General features: G+C 49.5%; 25 protein-coding genes and 1 riboswitch. Of the genes, 9 read left to right on the top strand and 16 right to left on the bottom strand.

The genetic code is table 11. The features are described from left to right. Positions 1-96: 96 nt before the first annotated feature. The 3 genes from AC0L4K_RS06395 to AC0L4K_RS06385 are packed head-to-tail and all read right to left on the bottom strand — an operon-like array spanning position 97 to position 1,739. The gene (locus AC0L4K_RS06395; RefSeq protein WP_417227247.1) at positions 97-696 is read right to left on the bottom strand and encodes a DUF3833 domain-containing protein; all 600 of its coding nucleotides are present in this window, start codon (positions 694-696) and stop codon (positions 97-99) included. Between the two features lie 28 nt (positions 697-724). Further along, the gene (locus AC0L4K_RS06390; protein ID WP_473268635.1) at positions 725-1,231 is read right to left on the bottom strand and encodes a chalcone isomerase family protein; all 507 of its coding nucleotides are present in this window, start codon (positions 1,229-1,231) and stop codon (positions 725-727) included. Beyond that, positions 1,221-1,739: a DUF2878 domain-containing protein gene (locus AC0L4K_RS06385; protein WP_473268633.1), complete on the bottom strand. Its 519-nt coding sequence runs from the start codon at positions 1,737-1,739 to the stop codon at positions 1,221-1,223. The genes AC0L4K_RS06390 and AC0L4K_RS06385 overlap by 11 nt, the downstream gene beginning before the upstream one ends. 233 nt (positions 1,740-1,972) lie before the next feature. On the opposite strand from AC0L4K_RS06385, the gene AC0L4K_RS06380 reads away from it, so the two are divergent. Further along, positions 1,973-4,492: an EAL domain-containing protein gene (locus tag AC0L4K_RS06380; protein WP_417227241.1), complete on the top strand. Its 2,520-nt coding sequence runs from the start codon at positions 1,973-1,975 to the stop codon at positions 4,490-4,492. Positions 4,493-4,521: 29 nt separating this feature from the next. Here AC0L4K_RS06380 and AC0L4K_RS06375 read toward each other — a convergent pair whose 3' ends face one another. The 5 genes from AC0L4K_RS06375 to AC0L4K_RS06355 are packed head-to-tail and all read right to left on the bottom strand — an operon-like array spanning position 4,522 to position 9,651. Continuing rightward, entirely contained in the window at positions 4,522-5,007 is a 486-nt protein-coding gene (locus AC0L4K_RS06375) for a hydrogenase maturation protease (protein ID WP_473268631.1), read from the bottom strand. Then, entirely contained in the window at positions 4,991-6,457 is a 1,467-nt protein-coding gene (locus tag AC0L4K_RS06370; protein WP_473268629.1) for a Ni/Fe hydrogenase subunit alpha, read from the bottom strand. Before AC0L4K_RS06370 ends, AC0L4K_RS06375 begins: the two co-directional genes overlap by 17 nt. A gap of 25 nt (positions 6,458-6,482) precedes the next feature. Continuing rightward, positions 6,483-7,112, bottom strand: a complete 630-nt coding sequence (locus tag AC0L4K_RS06365) for an NADH-quinone oxidoreductase subunit B family protein (protein ID WP_417227235.1) — start codon at positions 7,110-7,112, stop codon at positions 6,483-6,485. Then, a complete protein-coding gene (locus AC0L4K_RS06360; RefSeq protein ID WP_417227233.1) occupies positions 7,112-7,813 on the bottom strand; it encodes a 2Fe-2S iron-sulfur cluster-binding protein in 702 nt (233 codons plus the stop codon). The genes AC0L4K_RS06365 and AC0L4K_RS06360 overlap by 1 nt, the downstream gene beginning before the upstream one ends. Further along, positions 7,810-9,651, bottom strand: coding sequence for an NAD(P)H-dependent oxidoreductase subunit E (locus AC0L4K_RS06355; protein ID WP_473268628.1), 1,842 nt, complete (start codon positions 9,649-9,651; stop codon positions 7,810-7,812). Before AC0L4K_RS06355 ends, AC0L4K_RS06360 begins: the two co-directional genes overlap by 4 nt. 422 nt (positions 9,652-10,073) lie before the next feature. Between AC0L4K_RS06355 and AC0L4K_RS06350 the strand changes: the two genes are divergently transcribed. Together AC0L4K_RS06350 and AC0L4K_RS06345 are read left to right on the top strand one after the other, a co-directional pair. Beyond that, positions 10,074-11,549: a metallophosphoesterase family protein gene (locus AC0L4K_RS06350; protein ID WP_473268625.1), complete on the top strand. Its 1,476-nt coding sequence runs from the start codon at positions 10,074-10,076 to the stop codon at positions 11,547-11,549. 212 nt (positions 11,550-11,761) lie between these two features. Then, on the top strand, positions 11,762-12,859 hold the full coding sequence (locus AC0L4K_RS06345; protein WP_417227227.1) for a DUF6765 family protein: 1,098 nt from the start codon (positions 11,762-11,764) through the stop codon (positions 12,857-12,859). Between the two features lie 58 nt (positions 12,860-12,917). Here the strand turns inward: AC0L4K_RS06345 and AC0L4K_RS06340 are convergent, their stop codons facing one another. The 4 genes from AC0L4K_RS06340 to AC0L4K_RS06325 all read right to left on the bottom strand — a co-directional run bounded on the left by AC0L4K_RS06340 (position 12,918) and on the right by AC0L4K_RS06325 (position 17,359). Further along, the gene (locus AC0L4K_RS06340) at positions 12,918-13,817 is read right to left on the bottom strand and encodes a D-hexose-6-phosphate mutarotase (protein WP_473268622.1); all 900 of its coding nucleotides are present in this window, start codon (positions 13,815-13,817) and stop codon (positions 12,918-12,920) included. Between the two features lie 258 nt (positions 13,818-14,075). Beyond that, entirely contained in the window at positions 14,076-14,918 is an 843-nt protein-coding gene (locus tag AC0L4K_RS06335; protein WP_473268621.1) for a DMT family transporter, read from the bottom strand. A gap of 126 nt (positions 14,919-15,044) precedes the next feature. Beyond that, positions 15,045-15,211, bottom strand: a riboswitch (FMN riboswitch). A gap of 147 nt (positions 15,212-15,358) precedes the next feature. Further along, complete coding sequence (locus AC0L4K_RS06330) at positions 15,359-16,912, bottom strand: alanine/glycine:cation symporter family protein (RefSeq protein ID WP_417227222.1); 1,554 nt, start codon at positions 16,910-16,912, stop codon at positions 15,359-15,361. Between the two features lie 9 nt (positions 16,913-16,921). Further along, positions 16,922-17,359, bottom strand: a complete 438-nt coding sequence (locus tag AC0L4K_RS06325; RefSeq protein WP_417227220.1) for a universal stress protein — start codon at positions 17,357-17,359, stop codon at positions 16,922-16,924. Positions 17,360-17,645: 286 nt separating this feature from the next. Between AC0L4K_RS06325 and AC0L4K_RS06320 the strand changes: the two genes are divergently transcribed. Next, positions 17,646-18,539, top strand: a complete 894-nt coding sequence (locus AC0L4K_RS06320) for a patatin-like phospholipase family protein (protein WP_417227218.1) — start codon at positions 17,646-17,648, stop codon at positions 18,537-18,539. 38 nt (positions 18,540-18,577) lie between these two features. On the opposite strand, the gene AC0L4K_RS06315 is transcribed toward AC0L4K_RS06320, so the two are convergent. Then, positions 18,578-18,754, bottom strand: coding sequence for a hypothetical protein (locus AC0L4K_RS06315; protein WP_473268620.1), 177 nt, complete (start codon positions 18,752-18,754; stop codon positions 18,578-18,580). A 294-nt stretch (positions 18,755-19,048) separates the two neighbouring features. Between AC0L4K_RS06315 and AC0L4K_RS06310 the strand changes: the two genes are divergently transcribed. Then, positions 19,049-19,798 (top strand): helix-turn-helix transcriptional regulator, encoded by a 750-nt coding sequence (locus tag AC0L4K_RS06310; protein WP_473268619.1) that lies wholly within the window; start codon positions 19,049-19,051, stop codon positions 19,796-19,798. Between the two features lie 106 nt (positions 19,799-19,904). Here AC0L4K_RS06310 and AC0L4K_RS06305 read toward each other — a convergent pair whose 3' ends face one another. Then, positions 19,905-20,186, bottom strand: a complete 282-nt coding sequence (locus AC0L4K_RS06305; RefSeq protein WP_473268618.1) for a hypothetical protein — start codon at positions 20,184-20,186, stop codon at positions 19,905-19,907. A gap of 269 nt (positions 20,187-20,455) precedes the next feature. Between AC0L4K_RS06305 and AC0L4K_RS06300 the strand changes: the two genes are divergently transcribed. Beyond that, positions 20,456-20,830, top strand: coding sequence for a DUF3461 family protein (locus AC0L4K_RS06300; RefSeq protein ID WP_417227211.1), 375 nt, complete (start codon positions 20,456-20,458; stop codon positions 20,828-20,830). A 191-nt stretch (positions 20,831-21,021) separates the two neighbouring features. Here the strand turns inward: AC0L4K_RS06300 and AC0L4K_RS06295 are convergent, their stop codons facing one another. Both AC0L4K_RS06295 and AC0L4K_RS06290 read right to left on the bottom strand, forming a co-directional pair. After that, the gene (locus AC0L4K_RS06295; protein ID WP_473268616.1) at positions 21,022-22,386 is read right to left on the bottom strand and encodes an NAD-dependent succinate-semialdehyde dehydrogenase; all 1,365 of its coding nucleotides are present in this window, start codon (positions 22,384-22,386) and stop codon (positions 21,022-21,024) included. A 129-nt stretch (positions 22,387-22,515) separates the two neighbouring features. Next, positions 22,516-22,722 carry a hypothetical protein gene (locus tag AC0L4K_RS06290; RefSeq protein WP_473268615.1) on the bottom strand — a complete coding sequence of 69 codons (207 nt, stop codon included), beginning with the start codon at positions 22,720-22,722 and terminating at the stop codon, positions 22,516-22,518. 150 nt (positions 22,723-22,872) lie between these two features. Here AC0L4K_RS06290 and AC0L4K_RS06285 point away from each other — a divergent pair, with 150 nt between their 5' ends. From AC0L4K_RS06285 to AC0L4K_RS06275, 3 genes are all read left to right on the top strand, one after another. Further along, positions 22,873-23,619, top strand: a complete 747-nt coding sequence (locus AC0L4K_RS06285) for a TSUP family transporter (protein ID WP_417227207.1) — start codon at positions 22,873-22,875, stop codon at positions 23,617-23,619. A gap of 123 nt (positions 23,620-23,742) precedes the next feature. Beyond that, on the top strand, positions 23,743-24,735 hold the full coding sequence (locus AC0L4K_RS06280) for an AAA family ATPase (RefSeq protein ID WP_417227205.1): 993 nt from the start codon (positions 23,743-23,745) through the stop codon (positions 24,733-24,735). A 2-nt stretch (positions 24,736-24,737) separates the two neighbouring features. Continuing rightward, on the top strand, positions 24,738-26,501 hold the full coding sequence (locus tag AC0L4K_RS06275) for a cobaltochelatase CobT-related protein (RefSeq protein WP_473268614.1): 1,764 nt from the start codon (positions 24,738-24,740) through the stop codon (positions 26,499-26,501). The last annotated feature ends 193 nt before the right edge of the window (positions 26,502-26,694 follow it).

Here is a 26,694-nt window from a genome sequence, read left to right as displayed (position 1 = left end):
CGATAACCCCTCAGGCTTCGGTTCTGCAATACATCATCACTATGGCTCATCTTTACGCTCAACACTCTAAGACAAACGCAAAGCCCATCTCAATATTCAAACCGCTGGCTCAATCACACAACTCGGCGTAGCCGACACAGCAGTAGCGGCGCTTTCTGCATCACTCAGTTTGCGGATATGCAGGGTTAATTCCCCTACTGGTAAGCCCCATTTTTTCATCTTGGTTCGATTGATCAAATTATTCTCATCGATCAGATATAACCAATCATCCAAGGCGATATCCCACACTTTGCCATTCACCGGCACCTGCAGTGTGTAGCGCCAGTTAAGGGCATTACCCTGCACTTCACCACGGGCTTCACCGACAATATCCTCGGCCGTGCCACGATAGTGATTACCCTGTTTGGTTAAGCGCCAGCAGCGCTGTTGCTGCTCACCATCATTGAACACGAAGCGCTCATCTAATATGCCCTGTTCACCTTGCCAATGAGCGGTGATGTCTGCGCGAAATCGACGGGTCACTTTGCCCGAGAAATTCTGCACCATGCCATAGGCCACCAGTTGACCGTTAAAGAAACGATCCAGCGCCAACGAGGGCTGCTCGTCACGGTACTCATCCACGCTGCGGGCACACCCCGGCAACATAAGTAAAAGCGGTAAGGACAGTGCCATTAATGTAAGACTGGTAGGTGTCATGTCTGATAATCCTGCTGCTCTTATACGATTATTGTTTACCGGTTAATGCCCGGGTTAACTGGGGAAAATCACTGTTATCCGCTAACCAGATAGACAAAAAGGTTTGGCTAAAGCCGGCATCTTTGATCGAACCGATATAACGTTGATTGTGATAGAAATGACCGCCATCACTAGCTTGATAAAAACTCAAAGAATCCTGCTGGCGGATATCCGGCCAAATCTGCGCTAATGATGCTAACCAACGGGCTTGATCGGCCGGGTTGACCTTCGCCCTTTGCCATTGAGAGGCGGTTTCGTCGAGTAATTGTTGGCGACTGATATCTCGCTGATAATCCAGATGCAGCACTAAGGGTGATATTGCCGCATCATAACGTCCTGCTAAACTTTCAAGCCGGGCACTGTAGACCTTGAACCACAGCACCTTCAGCTCTGCCTGGCCGATTACCTGCAGATTCTCGGGTAAGGGTTTTGCTAAGGCATGGGTAATACCGGTAAAAAACAGAATCAAGGAAATCACTAACAGGTTAAGCCGCATCACTTAGCTCCCCTCTAAAACGACCGTTACTCAAGCCTATTAACAGAGGAAATAGTGCCATCCAGATGAGCATCAATAGCAAACCACTCTGCAGCAACGGCCAACCTAGTGCGACCGCCTCAAAATTAACGGCCGCTAAGTAGGTCAGACTGCCAAACAGTCCGCCACAGAGTGAGGCCAGCGACAGATTAGATGCAAAGAAAGCTAAGCTCTGGCGCAGCGTGGCCGCGAAGCAAAACCATAAGAACAGCAACCACAGGGGCAAGCCCGGTGATTCAAAGCGAAAGATACCCAGGGTGGTGAGCAACATATCCACCGCGAAACCGATCAGGCCACATAGTAGTAATACGTAAAACTCCCGTAAAGGCTGAGAATGAAACAGCAGATGCAGTGTTAACAACACGATCAACACAGGCACACTATCAGTTGTGTATAAAATGGCACACCACCAAGCCAGCTGAAAACCGAGCAGGTTAACCCATGTATGTTCTGAGACTGTTTTGTTCATTATCTTTACCTCTTCTGACACTGCTTACGTAAATCAGCAACAGAGAGATCAGTGGTTTTATTTCACAGTCGATAATGGTTAAACACGACATATATCAAGGAATCCTTATTTTGTTGAAAACTAAACGCGATAAACAACCATTTTGAGTATCCCTTATCTATACCCGTTTAAGAACACCCGCTAAGATGGCCCCCTTTTTCTATCTAAGCTACTGGTGAAAGGGTTCTTTTTTGATGTCTAGGCCTCCCCAGGTTAATAACCGATTACTCGTCAGGCATATTGCGCAGCCTAACCTGATCACCTGCTCGCCAGATGCCAAGGCAGATCAGTTGGTGCGCATCATGGACGAGAAAAAAATTGGCTGTATCGTGGTCTGCGAACAACGCCAACCGATCGGTATGGTGACACGCCAAGACCTGATCAAGCGCTGGCTTGAACAAGACACAACCGCCACTATCCCGGCGCGGCACTTTATGTCGACCCCCATCATTACTATCTCAGAATGGGATTCAGTGGATGATGCGGGTAAGCAGTTTATTGCCCATGAAATACGCCACTTAGTGGTCACCAAAACTTCCGGTGAAGCCTGCGGAATTATCTCAGAAACCGATGTGGTCAATAGCCATACCATTGAGCATGACCTGTTTATGCGCTCGGTCGATGAAATTGCCAATCATTCCCCTATTGCGGTTGATAGCGGGATAACTATTTTAGCGGCACTCAATAAGTTAAAAGAATCCAATGACTCTGCCTTATTAATCAGCCAAAACAATGAGATCAGAGGTATTTTTACCGAACGGGATGCCATCCGACTACTCGCTCAAAAACGGCAGAATGAAACACTAGACGACCTCTGCAGCCATTCGTTAATCACCATTGAGCAAGATTTAAGTTTATATAATGCCCGTCAGGTGTTTCATCAGCATCGTTTTCAGCACCTCGCCATTACCGATCATGAAGGTGAAATCACTGGACTTATCTCCTATTCCGATATTCTGCAAACGGTTGAAAATGACCATATTGGTCGGCTACGTGAACGTTTAAGTGAGCGCGACCGTGCTTTAGAACGGTCTCAGCACAACCTTAAATTAGCCGACAAAGTGATTGAGGCCTCGATGGAGGCGATTGTTATTTGCGATCGGAATGCGCGCATTTTACGGGTCAACCCTTCGTTTACCGAGATCACCGGCTACACCAGTGCGGAAGTACTGGGGAAGAACCCTAACCTGCTCAGTTCCGGCCGACATCAGCCGGAATTTTATAAAAGCATGTGGCTAAAGCTCACTGAGCTAGGCTTCTGGCAAGGTGAGATTTGGAACCGCCATAAAGATGGTTCGATCTTTCCTGAATGGCTGAGTATCACCGCTATCAGAGAAGAAGACGGCGAGATATCCCAATATGCCGCTATTTTCACGGATTTAACCGATGTTAAAAAATCGGAAGCCCGTCTCAACCGCTTAGCCTATTTCGATGAGCTAACACGATTGCCCAACCGCAAGTTGTTTAATGATCGCCTACAACTTTCCCTCAGTTATGCCAAAGAACATGGTCACCGAGTTGCGGTGGCCTACGTTGATGTGGATTTCTTCCAACAAATTAATGATCTACATGGGCATGAAGTCGGTGACCGAGTGCTGAAAGAGGTTGGCCGACGGATTGATCAGCAACTCGACGATGGCGATACCGTGGCCCGTTTTGGCGGCGATGAATTCAACCTTATTCTGACCGATGTGGATGTCGATGATAGCCCGCAGATCAGTGAGTTTCTTAACCGCATACTGAACTCCGTGAGTCAGCCAATCTTGATCGATGATAGAGAGCTTAAAACAACTGTCAGTATCGGTGTGAGCTTCTACCCTACCGATGCCGATAATGCCGAGCTATTGCTAAAATGTGCTGATTCAGCGGTTCACTTAGCGAAAGACTTTGGCCGCAATAGCTTCCGCTTCTTTTCCTCGGAACAGCACCGCATGATCCAAAGCCGCTATCAGATGGGCAGTGATCTACAAACGGCTATCGATAACCAAGAGTTCCAGCTCTATTACCAGCCTAAAGTCTGTCTAAAAACAGGTAAACCCACCAGCTGCGAGGCGCTGTTACGCTGGCTTCATCCACAGCTGGGCTTTATCTCACCGGCCGAGTTTATCCCCTTGGCGGAAGACCTTGACCTGATCAACCGCATCGGTCACTTCGTGATCGAAGAAGCATGCCGGCAGATTGCCGCTTGGAGCCAACAGGGTGATAACGTCAATGTGGCCATCAATGTTTCCGCCAAACAATTTCAACAAGGTGGTGTTGCCGAGCAAATTCTCGACGTGCTAAGTCAGCATCAGGTGCCGCCGCATCAACTCTCTGTAGAGCTGACTGAAACCAGCTTTCTACACTGCCCAGAAGAGACCAAAAGCGCCATCAATGAGCTTCGTAGTCACGGTATACAGGTGGCCATCGATGACTTTGGTACTGGCTATTCGAGCCTCAGCTATGTGCGTAATATGTCGCTGGATATTCTCAAAATTGACCGTAGCTTTCTGATTGACCTAGAAGAATCAGAAGTCGACCGTGCCATCGTCTCATCCATCATTGAGATGAGCCATGTACTCGGGTTAAAGGTGGTTGCTGAGGGCATCGAAACACAACCACAGTTGAATATCCTCAAAGGGATGCACTGTGATCAGCTACAAGGGTTTCTGCTGGCCAGACCCATGCCACCAGACGACTTTAGAAGCTGGTATCGGCAGCAGGTGACGAGTTAACGGTCAGCTCTAACATCGATTAACTCCCCCTAACGGGTTAAAGCAAGCTTCAGTTGCGCTAAGTTCGCTTTTGCCGGGCCGGTTAAGCCCTCCTCTAGCGCCCACTCATAACCTCTAATGGCCAATACATACACTTCCGGCTGCACCTCAAAACACAACTGGCAGGTGGCCATAATGGACGGTATTGAGATGGCATGGGAGGTAAAGCTGAAATCTAATTTAGCGTTGGCTTCTGTCAAGGCGGTAAGTGAATAATCCACCACGGCCACATCCCGAGTCGCATCGATGAACAGGACCCGTCGTTTCGTACTGATCAGATCGGCATCTTCTAAAAACAACTGATAGTTGCGCACCTTCTCGGCATCAGGACAAAGCCCCTCACGCTCAAGCCAATCGATTAACGCCCAAGCCAAACCATCATCCTGGCGAGCGACATTACCAATACCGTAGATCAGACAATCGGGATAATTAAAATCGGCCAGTGACAGTGGCAGCGATTTAACGACGTCGCTCATCGACTAAATCACCTTTCGCATCATAAAGAGACACTTCCAGCGGCATCTGACCCAACGCATGGGTGGCGCAACTGAGACAGGGATCGTAAGCACGAATACCGACTTCGATGGCATTCATCATCCCCTCGGTGATATTTACCTGACCAGCAATATAATCCTCTGCGACTGACTGCACCGTTCGGTTGATGACCTGATTATTTTGAGTCGTAGAGACAATCAAGTTAGCAAAGGTTATCTCGCCACTTTGATTGGCGCGATAATGATGGATTAAGGTGCCCCGAGGGGCTTCCACCACACCAATGCCCTCACCGGTCCAACCGTTCTCGGCGGGTGTCATAACCAACGACTTCCCCTGTAACTCAGGATCATTGAGTAACGCTTTGATCAACTCGGCGGAATGAATAATTTCAATGGCACGCGCCCAGTTGGTATGCAGTGTCATATGGTTGGATTGGCCTGCGGTGTAGTCGTGAAATTCCTCTAACGCGCTCTGTGCTAGCGGCGTCGACAAGCTTTTAGTCACATTCATACGTGCCAAAGGGCCTACCCTAATAGAACCTTTCTCCCGCCCCAGCGCTTTAAGAAAGGGAAACTTCATATAACTCCAAGCTTCCGTTGCTTCAGAAAAGTGTTCCAGATAGTCGTGATAATCAAATTCAGCCACGATAGCTTTATGTTCATCCATAATACGTATCCGGCCATGGTAGTAATCGACATTGCCATCATCATCGACCAAACACATATCCAAGGCGGGCACCACGGCGAAATGATCGATCTCGTCACGATGCTGTTCATGAAAGGTCTTAAATAGCGCCAAGCCTTCTTGGGCATAGGTGATAACCTCATCGATCGATAATAGCCCCTCTTCGCCATGTAGAAATCGATCACGCTCAGTCACACTGAGGTTCTGGTTCACCCCACCCGGTACTGAACTGATGCCATGCATCCGCTTGCCCAGTACCGCTTTTATCAGTTCTTGCCCCCACTTTCGTAGCGCCACCACACGCTTAATCAAAGCCGGGTCTTGCTCCACCAGCCCCAAGACATTGCGTTGCTCAGGCGGAGCATCCATACCAAACAACATTTCCGGTAAAATGAGATAAAAATAGGCCGTCACATGAGATTGTAACTGTTGTGCATAGTGCCCCAAACGGCGCATTTTTTCAGCCGCCGGCAACATTTGAATACCGCTACCTAAGCCGACCCCAACCATATCATCCAGCGCCTTGGCACCGCATAGGTGATGACTAACGAAACAGATACCACAGATACGCTGCAACAACATCGGCGCTTCCCAATAGGGATGCCCCTGCACCAGTTTTTCAAAACCGCGAAACTCAACCACATGAAGCTTCGCGTCGGTGACCCGGTTATCATCATCCAGTTGAATGGTCACTTTACCGTGCCCTTCAATCCGCGTTATCGGATCAATCACCAGCTTTCGACTCATATTAATATCCTAAACATTCTGATGGTTAATCGTAACGGTTAATCGATGCGGGCAGATCAAAGGGACGCCCATTAATCAGATCATCCAACACTTTAAGAATCGTTCCCCCATCCGGAGGGCAACCGGGGATAAAGTAATCCATCTTGACCACTTCATGACAGGGATAAACCTGAGTCGTTATCCGGGGAATATCGTCATCATAGGGCATCGTTGGAATCGCATTGGGCACCGCCGTCACCGAATCAATATAGGCCTCTTTCAGGCAGTCGGTCAGTGACACCTCATTACGCATCGCCGGTACGCCGCCCCAGATGGCACAGGCACCAACGGAGATCAAGATATCGCAGTTCTCGCGAAACGATTGTAGGGTTTCGATATTCTCCTCGTTGGCCACACCGCCTTCGATAAAACCGATGGCACAACGCTCACGAATGCGCTTAATATCGGTGAACGATGAACGCAGAATAGTTATTTTATCGAGTAAGCCTAACAGCGCTTCATCCATATCCAACAACGATAGACTACAACCCCAACAACCGCATAGACCAATCATCGCAACTTTAATTTTGGCATCACGGGTGGCCTGAAGCGTCGGATCCATTGGCGTCGCTGGCAGATCATGGGAGCAGATCTCAGGTTTGCTTGAGTTAGCCATTAGTCGTTATCTCCCAGCGCTCGGTCCCGCAGCGATCGACACTCATATTTACGCTGACCGATAGGCTCATTAAAGCCGATACCTTTATCAATAATACAGCCGACCGGACAGATATCCGCCGCCGCACGGACCTGTTCCACGGTCATAACATTGGCCAATTCGATATCGATTTCAATCCGCGCATGACTGCCTCGTCCGCTAATACTAAAGATCTTCTCGCCGCTATCACGATCACGAATAAACTCAACGCAACGCTGACAGAAGATACACCGGTCACGTTCGAGCCAGATATGCTCGGCACCGACCTCTCGCTGATGCGGGGTAAAGCGGTATGGAAAACGGGACACCACCATCTCCATCTCATAAGCGGTCGCTTGTAGATCACAGCGGCCGCTTTTTTCACAACTCGGACAGTTATGGTTGCCCTCGACGAATAGCAACTCGACCAGCGCCTTACGCATATCGGCCACCTCCGGCTCACTCACCTCGACCACCATCCCGTCAGCAACATGTACGGAGCAGGCGGGGGTTATTCGACCGTTCACCCGTACAGAACAGACGCGACAGGTGCCAAGACAGGACTGATCAGGCCGATAGCACAGGGTTGGAATATGAATCCCATGTTGAGCGGCCACCGCCACCAAATTATGTCCGGCGGTGGCGGTGATTAATCGCTCATCGATTGTTAGTTGAATATTCATTTCACCCGCTCCGATAGCTGCGTAGACCCGTTGATCGATGTTGTCGGGATAAGCTCCGCGCGTGCTAACTCGCTACCCAACAACGCCGCCACTTTATCGAAAGAAGGCAACAACACACCTTGAGGTTCGACCAATTTTTCCTGATAAAGCTCAGTAAACTGCTGCAATGTACTTAATACCGGATTCGGTGATGTAGCCCCTAAACCGCATCGACTGGTACTGCTCACTAACTGACCCCAGCTAACCATCTCATCGAGATCTTGCTGACAGGCTTTACCCGCTATCACCCGCTCTACCTTATGCAACAGCTCAGTATTACCTGCCCGACAGGGGGTACAGATACCACAGGATTCATCGACAAAGAACTGCATAAACTGCCGTATAATCGCCAGCAAATCCCTCGAGCGATTAAAAATCATCAACGAGCCATTACAGGAAAGATCATCATAAGCAAAACAGCGATCAGCACCCTTTTTTACCGCAACACACTCACCGGATGGCCCGCTTACCTGCACCGCCCAAGGATCCGTCGCCCCCACTCTTTCAAGCAGATGCTTCAGACTCATGCCCCATTCAACCTCATAAATACCCGGTCGATCACAATCCCCCGAGACGCTGAATAACCGAGTACCACAGGAACCATCGGTGCCAAGCTCTGCATACCAACCAGACCCCTCTTCAATTAACCGAGTTACCGCCGCTAAAGTTTCAACATTATTCACCGTGGTCGGCATCCCCAGATACCCCTGCTGAATGGGAAAAGGCGGTTTTATCCGTGGGGTGCCTCGCTTGCCTTCACAGGATTCAATCAAGGCGGATTCATCCCCACAGACATAAGATCCTGCTCCCATTTGAATGCGAATATCAAAATGAAAGTCCTGACCGAGAATCGTATCGCCCAATAAACCTTCGGCTCGAAGCTGCGCTAATTGCGTCTCAAGAAAGGCCCTAAGATAGCTATATTCGGCCCGCAGATAGAGAATGCCTTGGCTCGCACCGATGGCCCAAGCAGCGATAATCATGCCCAGCAACACCACCTTCGGAGAACGGGTCAGCAACACCCGATCTTTAAAGGTTCCCGGTTCCCCTTCATCCGCATTACAGATCACATACTTCGTTTCACCAACAGCTTGGCGACACAAACGAAACTTCTCACCGGTGCCAAAACCCGCCCCGCCTAACCCCTGCAATCGCGCATCGATAACCGTTTGAATCACCTGATCCGGGTGCTGCGCCAAACAACGCTTTAACAGCGCGCTATAATCACTCGGCTCCTGAAAGAACACCGGCCCCGCCTGACAGATAGTGCTTTCAACGAGCTGATCGATATAAGCGATACTGTCTTCCGGCAGCTTATGAGGGTTTGCAATCTCAGCCGCTGTTAAGCCCTGCTTTAACTGCTCGATAATCCTCACAACTTTGTCGGCGGTCAGTCGGGTAAACACAACCTCATCAATCAGCATCGCCGGTTCCTGATCACTCAGACCAATACAGGCGGTTTCATAGAGACCAAAGGTTCCCGAGGGGTCCAGCGAACCGATCTTCGCACCGGTAGCCTGCTCCAAGGCGGCCAAAACCGTTTCGTAGCCCTTCAGTCTCGCAATCACTGTATGACTCAGATAGAGGGTATGCTTACCGCTGGGTTGGCTATGAAAATAGTGATAAAAAGAGTGGGTTTCCCGCACATCGTTTGCCGACATATTCAAGCCGTGGGCAAGTGCGGCTGTCGCGGCATCAGGAAGATAGTGATAAAGGCGCTGTATATCCAAAAGCATATCCAGCAAGCGGGTTTTATCCCCTTGATAACGTTCAATAATCGTCTGGATATTATTATTCATATTATAAATCCTAGTAAGGTACAGCCACGCCAGCCGCCTAAACTTAAGCCGATACTTAAACCGAAACACATTAATGCCGATTCCTGTGAACCGAATCGCAAACGCGGTTCAACTTCGCCACTACTAAAATTGTAGTCTAGCGGCGACGCTAACGCCCTGTTAAAACATCACTTTTGTTCCCCTAGCCGACCGCTGCTTTTTGCTCAAGAAAAACCGCGCCAAGAAATAACAACCGCGACTAAAACAGCTGTATGAATTAAGCGCATATCCCTGCCGGGGGTTTTATTGGCTAACGACCTTGCCATTGCCTACATTAAGGTATGACATAGCACCATCCATATAACGAATCATTCCTAACGGCGCCACCCTAGGGCGTAAAGCTAATTAAGAGAACGGACATAGGTCTGCGAGGGAGTTGCAACATGAGCGATGAGATTATTACCAGTACCGGCCAATGGTCACTAGTCGTGCTGCGAGCGACTCAGCACAGCGTCAAGGTGTGGGCAGGCACCCTGTTCTCCACCTTAACCATGCCCGAACAGGCCCGCATCGAGCTAATTGCCCCCGATAACAGCGTCAGCGTCCATAACATTGTCAAAACCGATTGGAACAGACCCTTCAGTCGTATCCGCAAACGCTTCTATATCACCGCCAATTTTTCACAACTACTGCCCGGCAGTCATTATAAAGTGCGTTTTCTGCGACGCATTGAGGCAGTCAACGGGGTCCGTGAGGCATCTTGGCAACTATTACGCACCGCTCAATTTGATACCCTGCCAGCGCAGCTACCTAAATCCCATCAAAAACCCTTTACCATCGGCTTTGGCAGTTGCTTCTATAATCACCGCGATGGTGGCCAAGCGGCGGGGGCTTATAAGGCCCTCTATGATCGTGGCGATGAAGCCGTGAAACCGGATATCACCTTTCTCACCGGCGATCAGGTCTATCTGGATATAGGCTTTGATTCGCTCTCCTTTATCGACAGCGAAATCAGACAACGCGTCGCCGATGACTATGCTTTGCATTGGCAAGCCCTAGGCAGCATTCTCAACCGTGGTGCCACCTGGATGTTGCCGGATGACCATGAATACTGGAACGATTACCCATTTCACGATTCACTGATCCCGACATTACTGGTATTAAAGATCAAATCCGTTAGAAAGACCTGGTCTCGAGCCTCTTTAGATGGTGTGCAACGGGTGCAACAAAGCCCCAAGATCGAGATATTTAACCTTGGCAGCGATCTCTCATTTTGTCTCGCCGATCTGCGCTCTTTTCGTGACGAAAACGGTTTTATGCCGGCAGCTGAATTCAAACGCCTAACCGACTGGGCCAGCTCGCTACAATCACCCGGCGTGTTGGTATTACCACAACCCTTAATCGTTGAGAAAAATCCAACCGAACGCAACCTGCTTAGTTTCAAAACCCAATATCAACAACTGCTGCAGGCGCTCGGCACAACGGGGCACGATATTGTGCTGCTCAGCGGTGATGTGCATTTTGGCCGGATCGCCACCGCCACCTTAGGGCCACAAGGCGGGCGACTGGTTGAAGTTATATCTTCCCCGCTGTCGAACCTCACCGGCCTTAACGGTATCGCCACCGCCAGTCCCAGTTTCAAACCCAGCCATTTTCCAGATCCTTCAGTTGTCGAGATCCCCGGCTGGACCGCCAAGGCCGTCCACTATGATCAATCATTTGCCGTTAGCACTAAAAAAGGTTGGTTATTATCCGCCTATCCTAAGACCCGTACCCGGGAACACTTCATGACCGCCAGTTTTAACCAAAGCGACAACAACCGTATTCAATTAAAAGTGAATGCTTGGCGTGTTCGTGAACGGGATGACGATAACTTACCTGCACGTGATTTCGATGAGTATACGATTGAGCTGCAATAGCATAGCGTTAAACCTGCCGTGCGGGCTCGCACGGCGAATACGGCGGATCAAAAGCAATACTTGACCTAACGCAACATCCGCCGGAATAACGCCCGCCTTTTGTCAGCCAGACGTTATATGACGGTTTATCTGAACTATATTTTTAATCATCGAACCGATGCTTATGAAAACAGCGACAGCTTAGGCATTCACTCAGGCACAGGAGCATTCTTATGCAGATCGACTTTCACCATGCCGTCACTTACGTGGTTGCCCGACTTTCAGGCTTTGCGCATGCTAAAGCGGAGATTATCGCCCATTCGGCTCAATATGTAGATGATGCCACCAATGCAGGAGTGATCTACTTCGAGAATCAGGCGATGTATCAGCGTATCGCTTCGGCCCACAAAATGATCGACTACAAAAATATTCAAAAACTCGCCAACCATCAGGTATGGATTCCGTTTCACTTCCTCCCCGGTAATGAAGGCTTAGCGGCGGGACGAAATCCAGATGCTGATTTTCGTCATAAAATTGTCTGCCGGCCGAATAGTTTTATTGCGCAGGAGATGGTACGTGCTTGCATCGATGATCACCAGAAACCCAACGCCCTGCACCGCCTCGGGATCACCATGCATGTGTTTGCCGATACATGGGCGCATCAGGGATTTGCAGGTATCAACGATAGAATCAATCTGGTTCGTGATGTGCTCGATGAAAATAACCAGCCTGATCCAAGCCTGTTAGAGCAGGTGAAAAACTACTTCCTTGATCGCTTCGATGAAGCTCAATCACAGTTTGTCGGCGGTCTATTGCCCCTTGGCCACGGTGCCGCGTTGAGCTACCCCGACCGCCCCTACCTTAAATGGCACTACACCAATGGCGAAGGGGCCCATGTTGAACGAGATAACCCCAAAGACTTTATCACTGCCGCCGATGAGATGTGCAAAGCGATGCGACGTTTTCAACTGGGTGATGCCGATGCCAAGGTTGCCGGACTGCCATCGGCGAGTCGAGATCAATTAGACGCCATGATGCGCAACACCGTTGAGGAAAACGGTGATAAACGTCATCAAATATGGCTCAAGGCTATCGCCGACGGCGTCTTTGGTTTTCCTGCAGTACAACTACGCTATGCAGCTAAAGGCGTTGGCTCGTGGAAATATCAGGCGATTAAAGATACCCGCTCAAAACAATTAAAAAATCAGCTATTTAAATACCATCCCTCATTTTTAGACAGTGATTGGAAACACTTTCATGACGCCCTACAGGCTCACCGCTTTACCGTCATCCATGAAATTTTACCTCGCTACGGCATCAGTGCCGCTTAGCCTGTCATGGGGGTTATTCCGAACTAAGCTATCACTGGCTAAGCGATTCCGGGCTAAATTATTGCGAATAAGGCAACAGCCGAAATGCGGTCGTTAGGGTTTGTGACTCACCGGCGTCCAGCCACGGGTGATCATAAAAACGGGTGCGGGCCGCTTCAACACAGACAAATCGAGATACTTGATCAAGCCCGACATCCGGCATCGCGACGGCTGCATCACCGGGATTCCAGACCACGGTAGAATTGCCTCCCTGCTTACGAATAGCAATCACCCGCTGCCATCCATGATCGACCAGCATCACTTCGCTATCACCCTCATGCTGGAAAATAACATCAGTTTCCACCGGAAACTCAACCACACCGCTATGCTGCCGCTCCTGCATGCCTTGTAACTTATCTCGAAGGCGTAGGCCATCGACACCCTGCAGCGCCACCCGCGCACGATCCGACACGGCAAAATAGCTATGCAGCGCCGCAGTCAACGCTATCCGCTGATCCGTATAGTTATGACTGATTAATGACAGACGAAGCTCCCCCTGATCAACGTCAACATCAAGCGTAAGATCCAGTCCTGACCAGAGGGATGCTGGCGGAGACAGCTGCCAATGACCACCTTGCGCATTAACCTCAGCCCGATCTAGGGTCCAATGTGCTGTTCGCGCTACGCCGTGTTTGGGTTGAGAGGCATTATCAACATGCTCAGCAAACCAAGGCCAACACACCGGCACACCCCCTCGTATCGCGCCTGTCTTAGCCGGTTTATCACTCAACCACAACAGTGGCTGCTCACCGGTCGGACGAAACAACAGCACCTGACCACCCGCCAATGAGATCACCAACTCCCCCCAAGCATACTTAAACACACAGAGGTCATACCCCAGCCACGATAGATCAGTCCGTCCCTGCTCAAAACCTAAGATCAACTGTTGCAGATCACCCTGCCATTGCTGCTCACCCATTAACACCTTCCTCGCCTTCTATTATGTTCGCTGTATTCTTTTTATGCCGCAGGGTTAATAACAATTCAACCTCCCGTAAAGCGAAAGACGCCGCTCAAACACAGAGCATAGTAACGCCTCAATCGAGGCCGGTGCAGAGAACGCCTAAAAAGAACCGCAATTGAACGTATAAATAAAACCCAGATATATAAACCAATATACCTGACAAAAAATGTGCGAAACAGCCTAACAATCGTTGTTAGGCCGTTAAAACAGCGATTAAGACTGATAAAGCACTGAGCTTGAATCACTGCGCTGCAACGCTTTCAGCCGCAAACCAAAATTGCCTAAAATCAGCATCAATCCGCCGATAATCTGATAATGCGTTAACCCCATTCCAAGCACAAACCAGTTGATCGCCGCGGCAAACACGGGAAAGGAGAGCTCTGCCAAGGTGGCCATCTGTGCCGGTATTGTTTTTAACCCTTGATAATAAAAACGCATACCAATCAATCCGCTCAATAACGCCATAGCGATCGCTAAGCTTAGATCGACCGGTGGCATCGGCATCAAACTATCCTGCTGTAGCAGAGCTAAAGGTAACAAAACCCACAACCCCGCCAATAACGTATAACCATAGCCGGTTAAAACACTCAAACTATCGTTACCATAGTGCCACTGCGCCTCACCCAACGACTGAATATCGGGCCATAACATTACTAGACTGCCGAATACAATCACTATCGCCCAACGAATAAACGCGCCTTCGATGCGCTCATTTAGACAAGCATAGGCCAGCACAATAGCCACCAACGGCTGTAGCTTTTGTAATAAAATCACCACCGTTGGATTCAGATAATGAAACGCTTCCGTAAAAGCCAAGGTGCCGAGTGCAGAACCGACCCCGCCAATAAAAAACAGACACAGAAAGTTATTCAGTGATAGTTGACGAAAGACATGACGATAGCGCCACAGCATCGGGCTGACAAACAGCACCAACGTGAGGTGTTCGATTAAAACGATTTGCAGTGTGGCATAACCCGCCGCCAATAAGGGATAGCGAATTAATGTATCAAGTGCCCAGGTAAAACACGCGATCATGATAAAACATGTGCCTGCCATCTTTGGTTTCTCCCAAAATAAGATGCCAGGGGTGATGAAAACGAATGTACCAGCCGTTGCCATTAGCTAAACACAGCCAAACACAACAAAGCCATCTCTGAATATTTCAGAGACAGCTGCTGACTGGTCGATCTTCTATCATCCGGACTATGACCGTCGGCTCTGGTATCTCACCAGATCTGCTGACCTTAATGTGGTTGAGTCAATCGCATTAAGCGCTCGCGGGCTGTTTGACGGGATAGCCCATCAAAATCACCGCCGGTGGGGAATTTCGCCCCGCCCCGAAGTTCGATTTATGTAAAATTACGGTGTAACTCTAACCCTCCGCGATTATTTTTTAAAGCCTCATGCGTAACGTTGACATTGGCCCATAAAAAACGGGGTAAAAGAAGAATCTCTTTTACCCCGTTGATGTTAAAGCAGTGAGACTGCGTTAATAATCAGTTTTTGAATTTTTTAATTTCACCCGACTTCAAACGTGCCATATATGATTTAAGATCAACTTTAACCAAGCTCATCAAGAAGTACAGGCCGATGATATTGACCACCGCCATAGCAAAGATGGAGGCATCGGAGAAATCGATAACCGGACCAAGATTGGCTGCTGCACCAATAATGACGAACAAACAGAAGATGACTTTAAAGACTAACTCGGTCGTTTTTCCTTCACCAAAGAGATAGGTCCAAGCCTTCAGGCCATAGTAAGACCAGCTAATCATGGTTGAGAATGCGAACAATACCACCGCAACCGCCAGCACATAAGGGAACCAACTGAAAGCCGAGCCAAAAGCAGCTGACGTCAAGGCGACACCCGAAGAGCCATCGGCAGTAATAATGCGGCCGCTTTCACCCACCAAGTAAAGCCCTGTGGTTGGATCCGTGGTCAACTGACCCGTAATAATGATCACCAACGCCGTCATCGTACAGATCACCACCGTATCGATAAATGGCTCAAGCAGCGAGACGAACCCTTCCGTAATCGGCTCTTTCGTCCGCACCGCCGAGTGAGCAATTGCCGCCGAACCAACACCAGCCTCGTTTGAGAACGCCGCTCGTTTGAAACCTTGAATCAACGCTCCGACAAAACCACCCGCAATCCCGAGCCCAGTAAAGGCACCTTCAAAAATCTGACCAAAGGCCCAACCGACTTTATCGAGATTCATTAGGATAATAACCAGAGAAGCCAACACATAAAGAATGCCCATGAATGGCACCACTTTTTCGGTCACATTGGCGATCGACTTAATACCTCCGACAATCACAGCGAACACAATCAATGCAAAAATCACACCAGTAATCCAACCGGGATAGTCACCGACAATACTACTAATCTGCGCATGCGCCTGATTGGCCTGAAACATGTTGCCGCCGCCAAGGGCGCCCAGAATACAAAAGATCGAGAACAACACCGCCAGTATGCCACCGCCCGGAAGTCCCTTCTCTTTAAAGCCTTTCGAGATGTAATACATGGGACCACCCGATACGGTACCATCAGCATATTCATTTCGATATTTTACACCCAAGGTACACTCGGTGAACTTGGAGGCCATCCCCATCAAACCCGCTAATATCATCCAGAAGGTTGCACCGGGCCCCCCAATACTCACAGCCACAGCAACACCCGCGATATTACCTAAACCAACCGTACCGGAAAGCGCTGTCGCTAATGCTTGAAAGTGAGACACCTCACCCGCATCATCAGGATCAGAGTAATCCCCTTTAACCAACGAAATAGAATGACGTATCGCTTTAAATTGGATAAAACCAAAGTAGACGGTGAACACCGTTGCCCCAGTGACCAACCACAGAACGATCCATGGGAACGTCGTGCCCGGTAAAGGCGCAAAAATTAGATTAACAAACCAGCCGGTCGCCGAAGCAAAAACTTCATTAACTGTCTGATCAATACTCCCCTCTTCGGCCATAGCCGAAGCGCTAGCAAAGCATAGAAATAGAGAGACAAATGCGCTGCTTATTATTTTTTTAATATGCATAAGACAACCTCAGTTAACGACAGTGACAGGAACGTTAGCGCTCATCACCAACTTAGCGGTGACACTACCAAACAGTTTTGCCGCTAATCCGCTCTCGGTCGAGCGTGCCACAATAATCTGTTGCGCCTTCTCTTTGACTGCCACTGAGTTCAATAACTCGGCAGCATCACCGTGTAATACCCGTCCCCCGGCGCTAAAACCTTCGGTTTTCATGGTTTCTAATGCAGGTGTGATAACCCGTTCTGAAGCAAGCTTTATCTCTTGCTCGCGACGCTTATGTCGCATGGCGTTTTCTTCGGCGGTTTGAAAACTATAAGGTGACCATTCGATGACGTAAACCAACTCAATCACACAGTCGCCTATCAACTTTGACAGATGCTTGGCGTACGTGAGTGCACGTTCCCCTGGCTCACTCCCATCTAAACCAACAATCAATTTTGTTGACATATTTTGTGTTCCTCTATCATTTTATTATTATTTGCGCTTTTCATAGAGTCTTCAGTATAGACACAATTCACTTGCTCCGTGGCTAAACTTTAAATTAACGTGCCACAAACGATGAATGACTCACTTAATGCGGCGCTAGATATCTTATAAGTCGATAAGTATTCCCCCCTGAGCCATCTGTCCGTAAAATTAAACCACTCGAATCATACCTAAACAGCACAGCATCGGCGTTGCGCTAGTCGCATTGAAGGATTAACACCGCCACTGCAAGGAGTCCAACCAGCCTATGAGCACACAACAGACAACCGTATCACTGGTATTAGGTAGTGGCGGTGCCCGTGGTTTTGCCCATATCGGCGTGATTCATTGGTTGGAAGAGAATGGCTTTAAAATCGAATCCATTTCCGGCAGCTCCATGGGGGCGCTTATCGGTGGCGTTTATGCGGCAGGCAAACTAGAAGACTTCTCTGCTTGGGTGCAGGCAATACGCAAAGTGGATATTGTCACCTTTATGGATATCTCATGGAAAAGAAGTGGCTTGGTTAAAGGCGACAAAGTCATCAGCATACTCACCGAACTCGTCGGTGATGTGATGATTGAGGATCTGCCTATCCGCTACACCGCAGTGGCCACCGATATCCTCAATGAGAAAGAGGTATGGATCAATTCTGGTAAGCTGTTTGACGGCATTCGCGCCTCCATTTCATTGCCGCTATTATTAACGCCGTTCCGCTACAAAGGCATAGACCTAATCGATGGAGGGGTTTTAAATCCGGTGCCGATTGCGCCGACCTTTAATGACAAGACCGATCTCACCATCGCCGTTAACCTCAGCGGCAAAGCCAATGGTAAGGGCAAAAGTAAAACTCCCTTAAACAACGCCGCTAATGGTGCCAAAAAAGATCTATTCTCGGCGAAGATCACCGCCTTTCTCGACAGTTTTAAAGACTCCGATAGCGCCCTAGAAACGCCAGACAACGGCGTCTACGATATTGCCCATCAAGCATTCGATGCCATGCAGAGCACCATTGCACGGCAGAAACTGGCGGCCTACCCACCGGACCAATTTGTCGAGATCCCCCGCAACGCCTGCCGCATGTTGGAGTTTGACCGCGCGACACAGATGATCGAATTAGGTTATCAGGCAGCGCAAAAAAGCCTACAGCACCTCACCCGATAAGTTACATCATAATCAGCACCAGCCTATGTGCCCCAAGGTTAGCCTGTCATCATTGCAGCACTGACTCTGGCCAACTCAGCCTCTTCTAGTAGCCAAGCTCGAAAGGTCTCAGCATGGGGGTGCTCATACTGATGCACAGGGCTGGCGAGATAAAATGCTTCAGAGGTCGGAATACTTTGCGGGAAAGGGGCAACCAAGCGCCCCGTATGAATCATATTAGCCACCACTGAAAAGTGGCCTCCTGTACTGCGGGCCACTCCCTAGGTAGTGAGAAAATCAGCGACTTGCGGTTTTGAACGGGCTTTTTGATTGGGCGCCGCACAATACCATTTACAGAGGATACGGCGGTTACCCAACATAACTAAAGGCCCCTCATCTACCTCTTTGGCACACAAACATCCCTTTCCTAACAGCAAAAGCATTAAGCTATTTTTAAGTTGTTTAAATGGGGACAAAATCCATCGACACAAGCGGTATACTTAACCCTCATTAATATCGTTGGCACAACCATGTACAGTCGAGTACTCAACCAAGCGGTATCAGATCAACTTGCCGGCTGTATTGATAGCCTCGGCAGTGGTGTCTTTTATCCACGTTTCTTTCAAATGATGCGTCTGCTCGCCCCCATTGATCAATATATGGTGTTTGAATTTTCACCCAACGGCGATTACGCCACCTGCCGTTTAGCCCACAATATTGAACGGCCGGACCTAGGGCTAGAACTGGCATCACTCTATCTCGATGGGGCCTATTTAGATGATCCAATGTTAGAAGAACTTAAAGCCTCGGTACTCAATTCACCGGATGATGCCCCCTGCCAGCTATTAGAAAAAAGGCATCTTCCGCCGATCTACCGGCGACGGTTTTTCAATGTGCCTAATTTCGATACCAAGTTCTCATTTGTGGTATTAGACCCACAAAGCCAGCATCTTTTTTATATCAACTTCTACAGTAAAAAAGAGGCCGCCTTTGCCGATACCCAACTCAATGCGCTGAAACAGAGTTCATCCCTGATGGGATCATTATTGTTAAAGCACTTTAGGGATGAACGCAAACGCAGAGGGGTTGTTAAATCACTGCTCGCCTCGGGTCTATCGGAACGGGAAGCCCAGATCTGTAATATGATCCTTAAAGGTCATACCGCCAAATCGATCGGTAACGATCTGGCGTTATCAGAATCCACCGTGATCACCTATAAAAAACGCGCCTTCGACAAACTCAAAATCAACCGCAAATCGGAACTGGTAAAGTTTGTCTAACCTGGGTGTTGATTGAGAACCTTAATTAAGGGCTCTCAGTAAGCGCTCTAGACATTAACCAAATAGCCGCTAGACCAAGTTGCAATACCAACGTACTTCCCGAATCCTAGTTAACGATCAGAGGATTCGCCTTCGCCGCCTCTTTTTGCGCCAAGGCCGCTTCAGCCATTTTCTTCCCAAATAACGCCATCACATCAATATTGTCATCCGGCTTTTCACTGGCTTCATCCATTGCCGCGACCATCGCCTCGACCGTCGGCAACGTCTTTTCAACCAACTGCTGAATATACGCCTCTGGGGATGTACCCGTATATTTATGGTATCGATCAAACAGCTCAACCGCTTCCGGTTGCAACTCAACATTCACAAAGGACTTAGTCGCCATCATTATCTCCTAATCTAATTATTGTGCTTTACCGATAGCCGAGCACTGCTGGCGTGGGCTATTAGCACCGATGCAAAACCGGCTATCCGCGATGATTTCAATATAAGAGGTCACCGGAGTCGGCATTAGGACCAGAAAATAACAGTTTTTGGGGCCAGTCGGTCCAACTGGACATATTAGCGATGCACAACTGGGCCTAGTTATTGCCAATATAAAACATAAAAATAACGCTGGGATACAACTATAAATAACTCCAAGAAATAGGCAGCGTAATGGCAGACTATACAACTTTGCAGGCGATGGGGCTTATCGATATAAACAGCATCAGCCACTATAAACTGAGCCAGAAAGATAACGTCGAAGAACTTAAGATCTATTTTGAACGAGCGCAAGGCTCTACCCTACCAGGCAGTAGCAGCTTCGACTTTGCTATCAATAATGCGATTGCCGCCGATAACCAAGCGTTAACGCACAACGCAAAAGGAAGTGACCCGATGTTGCTTGCTGCCATTGCCGAGCTTAATCAGCTATCCAAACAGCAGCAAAAATCTGACCGTCGCAGTATCCTAGAACAAGAGATTGATCGAATGGAACAGGTGATGAGTGCAAAAATCCAAGAGCTACGAGACGACCTAGCCCGCCTTTAAAAACAGCCTATAACCGTTCAAAAACAATTCCACTTAAAAGCAAGGAGGCATTAACCTCCTTGCTTCATGCTGCGCACCGGAAAACACAGCCCTCCATCTCGATAAATGTAAACAGAGGACTGAGTGGCTTATTCCTCTGGGTGCGACTGGTTCAAGAGACACCCATTCAGAACAAGCCTTAGTCAGGCTCCTTAGTTAATCCAGATGGATTTCGTATTACAGAATTCGCGAATACCGGCTTCTCCCAGTTCGCGGCCCAACCCTGATGCTTTAACCCCTCCGAACGGCAGACGAATATCACTGGCGACCTGCGCATTAAGGAAAGCGTTGCCCACATCCAACTGGCGCAATATCGCCTCACCCTTTTCAAGATCCGCAGTCCAGACGCTCGCACCTAAACCGAAACGAGTTGCATTGGCCTGAGCCACGGCATCCGCTTCATCACGCACCGCCACAATCGCGGCCACCGGGCCAAAGATCTCTTCGTTATACGCGGTCATACCAAGCTTAACGTTACCCAATACGGTCGGAGCAAAGAAGAAACCATCGCCGGGTAACGCCTCACCGCCGGTCAAAACTTCAACCCCCTCCTCGATGGAAGCTTGAACCTGGCGCTGAACCTGCTCGCGCAGATCGGCTCGGGCCATCGGCGCAATGGTCGTCTCTGGCGAAAGTGGATCACCAGGCTGCAGCGCTTTCGCCTGAGCCACCATTTTTTCAGTGAACTCTTTAATTCGTGAAGGCACCACCAGAAAACGTTTCGCCGCAATACAGATCTGTCCCGCATTACCAAAACGCGCCCGCATCGCGACTTCAACGGCAGCATCGATATCGGCATCATCCAAGATAATGAAAGGGTCCGATCCCCCCAGCTCCAACACCACTTTTTTCAGATGCTGACCGGCCAACGCAGCGATCTTACGCCCGGCGGTTTCACTGCCGGTAAATGAGACACCTTGCACACGATGATCGGCAATCACCTTGGCACTCTGTTCCACCGAAATCGTTAGGTCCGTTACCAAACCTTCCGGCGCACCAGCATCGCGTAGAACCTGCTCAATCGCTTTGGCGCAACGAGGCACATTCGGTGCATGCTTGAGCAACAAACCATTACCGGCCATTAAAGCTGGAATCAAGCAACGAAACACCTGCCACAAAGGGAAATTCCACGGCATAATAGCCAGCACAATACCCAATGGCTCATAGGTAATAAGACTTTTACGAGCGGGTGTTTCGACCAGTTGATCCTGCAGCATTCCCGCCGCATTTTCTGCATAGTAACGACAAGCTGAAACACATTTATCCACTTCACCCAACGCTTCGACTAACCGTTTACCCATCTCCACCGAGACAACATGTGCCAACGCTTCTCGCTGTTGCTGCAATGCATCGGCAACCGCATTCATTAACGTTGTCCGCTCGGCGAAGCTGCTAGCCGCCCAATTCTGAGTGGTTGTTTCAGCCAGCGTAAGCTTCTGTTCCAACTGCTCATCGGTCAGGCAATCGAATTGCTCAAGCAGCTCACCCGTTGCAGGGTTGCGTGTTTCAAATTTCATACTCTAACTCTCCATTAAACAATCGGGTTTAACTATTGATACTCAGGTGTGGATCAAGCTCGCTGCCGATAACGAATACTGCCGATATCTGCTGTTTAAGCGTCACGGGGCCTATTGTTTATGCCATCGTCACGACATCGCAGGTTGTGCAACCATCCGTTTAAATACCGTCACTACACCTAAAATCGATCCCTGCTGGTCTAGCGACAGAGATGCACTTCTGACATTCATGCTATGAACAGAACAGGATGAAGACAACGACCAAACACGCATCACCAATGGAGCCAGCCGTAGCCGTGAGCAGGCAATATTCATCCAAGGGTTGGAACCACCCAACAGATCTCCAACTCAATCGCTGACCTTGCAACTGGACTCACTCAAAGGTCTAATCTGGCCAACCAACAAAGTGACTGGCTCACTTATAATAACCCTCAGTATCTTGGTGCGACGTGTTGCACTGCTTAACCTGACTGAGACTCCCGCTTAATGGACCTAACCACCCTTATCTCGTTCCTCGTTATCATTGCCTTCGCCACCTATGTGCAAACCGTCACCGGCTTCGCGCTAGGCATGATCGTGATGGGCGCGGTAACCACCTTTGATCTCGTTCCCGTCGCCTTCACCTCGGTGGTGATCAGTGTGGTGAGTCTTATCAATGGTGCCGTCGCCTTGAAAGGCAACTTCAAATCCGTCGACCTGAAGCGGGTCATCATCACTTCTAGTGCGATGTTGCCAGCGATCCTGGGTGGGCTAATTCTGCTCGATTATATGAGTAGCGACCTCAATAACCTGCTGCAAATCTGTTTGGGGGCGACGATCATCGCCGCCGGATTAATGATTATGCTGAAACCCGCGCCGCTCCCCAAAGTATCAAACACATTGATCTTTGCGGGTTCAGGTATCATTGCGGGCTTTATGGCCGGACTATTCAGCATGGCCGGCCCGCCCTTGGTCTATCTGTTTTATCGCCAACCGTTTGAGCTCAAAACAATCCGTCTGTGCCTGATCAGTATCTTCTTACTCAGCGCCGTAGGCCGGACAACGCTGGTCGGCGCACAGGGCGGGTTAACGCTAGAAATGGGTATCTTCTCACTGATCTGCCTGCCGATTGTTAGTCTGTTTACTCTGTGCGGCAAAAAGTATCCGCCAAAGGTTAGCCCAACCACATTGCGGCGGATGGCTTTTTTCCTCTTGATTATTATCGGTATGAGTCTAGTGGTGAAGAATATTTAACACTGAAGCAGTCGCGCTAAACGGCGCCTCTGGCAGCATACAAAAACAACAACTGGCCCACGCCCATCGCTGAGCGATTCCCTAAACTGGTTGTTATTCTCTATTGCTTAAGGTGCCGTTCGAATGTCCGATATAAAAGTTGATCAACCCGATATTATGATCTCTGTACGAGATGTGTTTGGTATCGATACCGACCTTAAAGTACCGGCATTCAGTCATCGAGATGATCATGTGCCAGAGATCGATCCCGCTTACCAGTTCAATACTGAAGTGACGCTGGCGATATTGGCCGGTTTCAGTCGTGATCGGCGCGTGATGGTGCAAGGACTGCACGGCACCGGTAAATCGACTCATATCGAACAGGTAGCCGCACACCTGAACTGGCCTTGTGTCCGTATCAACCTCGATGGCCATATCAGCCGTTTAGATCTTGTCGGTAAAGACACCATCATTCTGAAAGACGGCAAGCAAGTTACCGAGTTTCAAGAAGGTATCGTACCTTGGGCGCTGCGCCGTCCTACAGCGTTGATTTTTGATGAGTTCGATGCCGGCCGCCCCGATGTGATGTTTGTTATTCAGCGGATTCTCGAACGCGATGGCAAGTTCACCCTGCTGGATCAGAACGAAGTGATCCGCCCGCACAGCCAGTTTAGACTCTTTGCCACCTCAAATACCATTGGCTTGGGGAATAGCACCGGTCTCTATCACGGTACGCAGATGATCAATCAGGCACAGATGGACCGTTGGAATATCGTCACCACACTTAACTACCTACCTACCGATGATGAGGTCAAAATCGTGCAGGCGCGGGTCAGCAGCATGGCGAATGAAGCCGGGGCGACACTGGCCCGTGCCATGATCGCCGTGGCCGACATGACCCGCAACAGTTTTGCCGCCGGGGATATTTCCACCTTGATGTCACCGCGCACAGTTATCTCATGGGCAGAAAATATCGAAATCTTCCGCGACCCCGGCATCGCCTTCAAACTGTCCTTCCTCAATAAGTGTGATGAAGCCGAACGCCCTATGATTGCCGAATTTTTCCAACGCTGCTTTGATCAAGAGCTGAACGAATCCTGGGCCCACCACGCGGCTCAGGTGATGAATAAGGACTGAGCATGGCTAGCCAACCGGTCAGAAATACCGGCTTCGAGCCGGTCATTGTTGCGCCCCGCAAAGAGAAACTGCAACAAAAGATCGAAGAGATTTGCGCCGCTACCGTACGCGCCTGGTCCGGTGAAAAAGGCTTTGAATACCGAGGCCGCCAACCAGAGGTCAATGGCCGGCCCGCCGGGATCCGTGCGCCTCATCTGCGCACCGACCCTAACGAAGATGACTTCACCTCCTGTCGCGGAGCTGCCGATGGTATCGCACTGCGCCTGAAACACAGTGACGTACATTTGCACCGTCGCCTAATGCCGGAATCCCCCGTCGGTCAGATGATCTTTGAATTACTGGAACAGCTGCGGGTCGAAAAGCTGGTTGAGCAGTGCTATCCCGGTATGGCGAAAAACCTAGACCATCGCTATAAGCAGTGGTGTGCCCAGTTCTGCGCCTCGGATATGATTGAAAGCCATGTGGGCCTATTGGTTTACACCATCGCTCAGGTAGCCTGGTCACGCTTATCCGGCCAACCGGTTAACGAAGCCATTGAAGGCCTGATCGAACCACAGAGAATGATGCTCGCCCCCCATATTGGCACCTTTCTGGTGGGTCTTAAGCGTAATGTACATCATCAGCCGAGCTATGCTGAACATGCGCTGGGCATTGTCCAGGTGATCGATGAAATCGCCACCAAATTTGATAAGCCAGAGGATGACAACAAAGATCGGGATCAGAAAACGATCAATAGCTTTGGCCTCTACTTCGATGAGGATTTTGAGGGTCACGGCGACACCCCCGCACTGCCCGGCCGACGCAACAATCGGATTGAATACCGTGAGCTCGTGGCACAATTAGCGGGTTACAAAGTCTACTCAAGGGCTAATGATCGGGTGATCTCAGCGGAAAAATTAGTTGCCTCCTTTCAACGTCAAAAACTGCGCCTGAAGCTCGATCAGCGGATCAAAGGTCAAGGGGTTAATGTGCACCGCTTGGCACGGGAACTCCAACAGATTCTCTCGGCCCCAGAACGGGATGGCTGGAACTTCGGTGAAGAGGAAGGCTATATCGATGCACGTCGTTTGAGTCGCTTGGTAACCTCTCCCGATTACCGACAGCTGTTTCGTCAAGAGCGCTATCAACCCCGTAGCCACTGCTTGGTTACTTTCTTAGTCGATAACTCCGGTTCAATGAAAGAGCATATAACATCCATCGCCACGCTGATCGAAATCATGACTCGGGCGTTAGAACAAGCCGGTGCCCGCAGCGAAATACTCGGATTTACCACCCGTAGCTGGCAAGGCGGCAAACTGTTCAAACAGTGGCGCGGCAGAGCCGGTCATGAAGCGCCGGGCCGTCTAGCCGAACTTCAGCATATTATCTATAAAGATGCCGACACGCCGATGAAACGCGCCCGTAACCATATCGCGGCGATGCTAAAACAGGATATTTTTAAAGAAGGTATCGACGGTGAAGCGCTGCTCTGGGCGGCGGAACGGATGAACAACCGTCCCGAAGAGCGACGCATTCTGATCGTGCTCTCGGACGGTTGTCCAATGGAAGCCGCCACTGCACAAAGCAATGATGATTACTTTCTCGATAACCATCTACGACAAGTCGCCCGCATGATTGAAGCCCGGGGTGATATCGAACTCTATGCGCTGGGCTTTGGCCTAGACCTGTCGACCTACTATCGCAACAGTCTAGAGCTAGATCTGCCTGAAGTGCTGGAAAATAGAGTGTTTAAAGAGATCATTCAGATGCTAAGAAAAAGGCGCTAACCGGTCTTGCTCTCCGCTACAACCGCCATGCTGACAATCAATAGACCGACGGCGATATCGTTTAGTCCAATAGATAATTGGCGTATCCGTATCGCAGTCTGCTATTTGATAGGTCAGTACCGCTCTACCAGCTACCGCCGTTTTTTAACACCCGAAGTGCTTTAAACGAGACGTTATTTAAGATGCGAAATCA

It is taken from the genome of Amphritea sp. GJ51-11, assembly GCF_055808735.1.
This window is presented reverse-complemented; position numbering and strand designations above follow the sequence as displayed.

Bases quoted from the DNA above. Each gene is read 5' to 3' on its own strand.
- AC0L4K_RS06395 (WP_417227247.1), bottom strand. From the start codon at position 696: ATGACACCTACCAGTCTTACATTAATGGCACTGTCCTTACCGCTTTTA.
- AC0L4K_RS06390 (WP_473268635.1), bottom strand. From the start codon at position 1,231: ATGCGGCTTAACCTGTTAGTGATTTCCTTGATTCTGTTTTTTACCGGT.
- AC0L4K_RS06385 (WP_473268633.1), bottom strand. From the start codon at position 1,739: ATGAACAAAACAGTCTCAGAACATACATGGGTTAACCTGCTCGGTTTT.
- AC0L4K_RS06380 (WP_417227241.1), top strand. From the start codon at position 1,973: ATGTCTAGGCCTCCCCAGGTTAATAACCGATTACTCGTCAGGCATATT.
- AC0L4K_RS06375 (WP_473268631.1), bottom strand. From the start codon at position 5,007: ATGAGCGACGTCGTTAAATCGCTGCCACTGTCACTGGCCGATTTTAAT.
- AC0L4K_RS06370 (WP_473268629.1), bottom strand. From the start codon at position 6,457: ATGAGTCGAAAGCTGGTGATTGATCCGATAACGCGGATTGAAGGGCAC.
- AC0L4K_RS06365 (WP_417227235.1), bottom strand. From the start codon at position 7,112: ATGGCTAACTCAAGCAAACCTGAGATCTGCTCCCATGATCTGCCAGCG.
- AC0L4K_RS06360 (WP_417227233.1), bottom strand. From the start codon at position 7,813: ATGAATATTCAACTAACAATCGATGAGCGATTAATCACCGCCACCGCC.
- AC0L4K_RS06355 (WP_473268628.1), bottom strand. From the start codon at position 9,651: ATGAATAATAATATCCAGACGATTATTGAACGTTATCAAGGGGATAAA.
- AC0L4K_RS06350 (WP_473268625.1), top strand. From the start codon at position 10,074: ATGAGCGATGAGATTATTACCAGTACCGGCCAATGGTCACTAGTCGTG.
- AC0L4K_RS06345 (WP_417227227.1), top strand. From the start codon at position 11,762: ATGCAGATCGACTTTCACCATGCCGTCACTTACGTGGTTGCCCGACTT.
- AC0L4K_RS06340 (WP_473268622.1), bottom strand. From the start codon at position 13,817: ATGGGTGAGCAGCAATGGCAGGGTGATCTGCAACAGTTGATCTTAGGT.
- AC0L4K_RS06335 (WP_473268621.1), bottom strand. From the start codon at position 14,918: ATGGCAGGCACATGTTTTATCATGATCGCGTGTTTTACCTGGGCACTT.
- AC0L4K_RS06330 (WP_417227222.1), bottom strand. From the start codon at position 16,912: ATGCATATTAAAAAAATAATAAGCAGCGCATTTGTCTCTCTATTTCTA.
- AC0L4K_RS06325 (WP_417227220.1), bottom strand. From the start codon at position 17,359: ATGTCAACAAAATTGATTGTTGGTTTAGATGGGAGTGAGCCAGGGGAA.
- AC0L4K_RS06320 (WP_417227218.1), top strand. From the start codon at position 17,646: ATGAGCACACAACAGACAACCGTATCACTGGTATTAGGTAGTGGCGGT.
- AC0L4K_RS06315 (WP_473268620.1), bottom strand. From the start codon at position 18,754: ATGATTCATACGGGGCGCTTGGTTGCCCCTTTCCCGCAAAGTATTCCG.
- AC0L4K_RS06310 (WP_473268619.1), top strand. From the start codon at position 19,049: ATGTACAGTCGAGTACTCAACCAAGCGGTATCAGATCAACTTGCCGGC.
- AC0L4K_RS06305 (WP_473268618.1), bottom strand. From the start codon at position 20,186: ATGATGGCGACTAAGTCCTTTGTGAATGTTGAGTTGCAACCGGAAGCG.
- AC0L4K_RS06300 (WP_417227211.1), top strand. From the start codon at position 20,456: ATGGCAGACTATACAACTTTGCAGGCGATGGGGCTTATCGATATAAAC.
- AC0L4K_RS06295 (WP_473268616.1), bottom strand. From the start codon at position 22,386: ATGAAATTTGAAACACGCAACCCTGCAACGGGTGAGCTGCTTGAGCAA.
- AC0L4K_RS06285 (WP_417227207.1), top strand. From the start codon at position 22,873: ATGGACCTAACCACCCTTATCTCGTTCCTCGTTATCATTGCCTTCGCC.
- AC0L4K_RS06280 (WP_417227205.1), top strand. From the start codon at position 23,743: ATGTCCGATATAAAAGTTGATCAACCCGATATTATGATCTCTGTACGA.
- AC0L4K_RS06275 (WP_473268614.1), top strand. From the start codon at position 24,738: ATGGCTAGCCAACCGGTCAGAAATACCGGCTTCGAGCCGGTCATTGTT.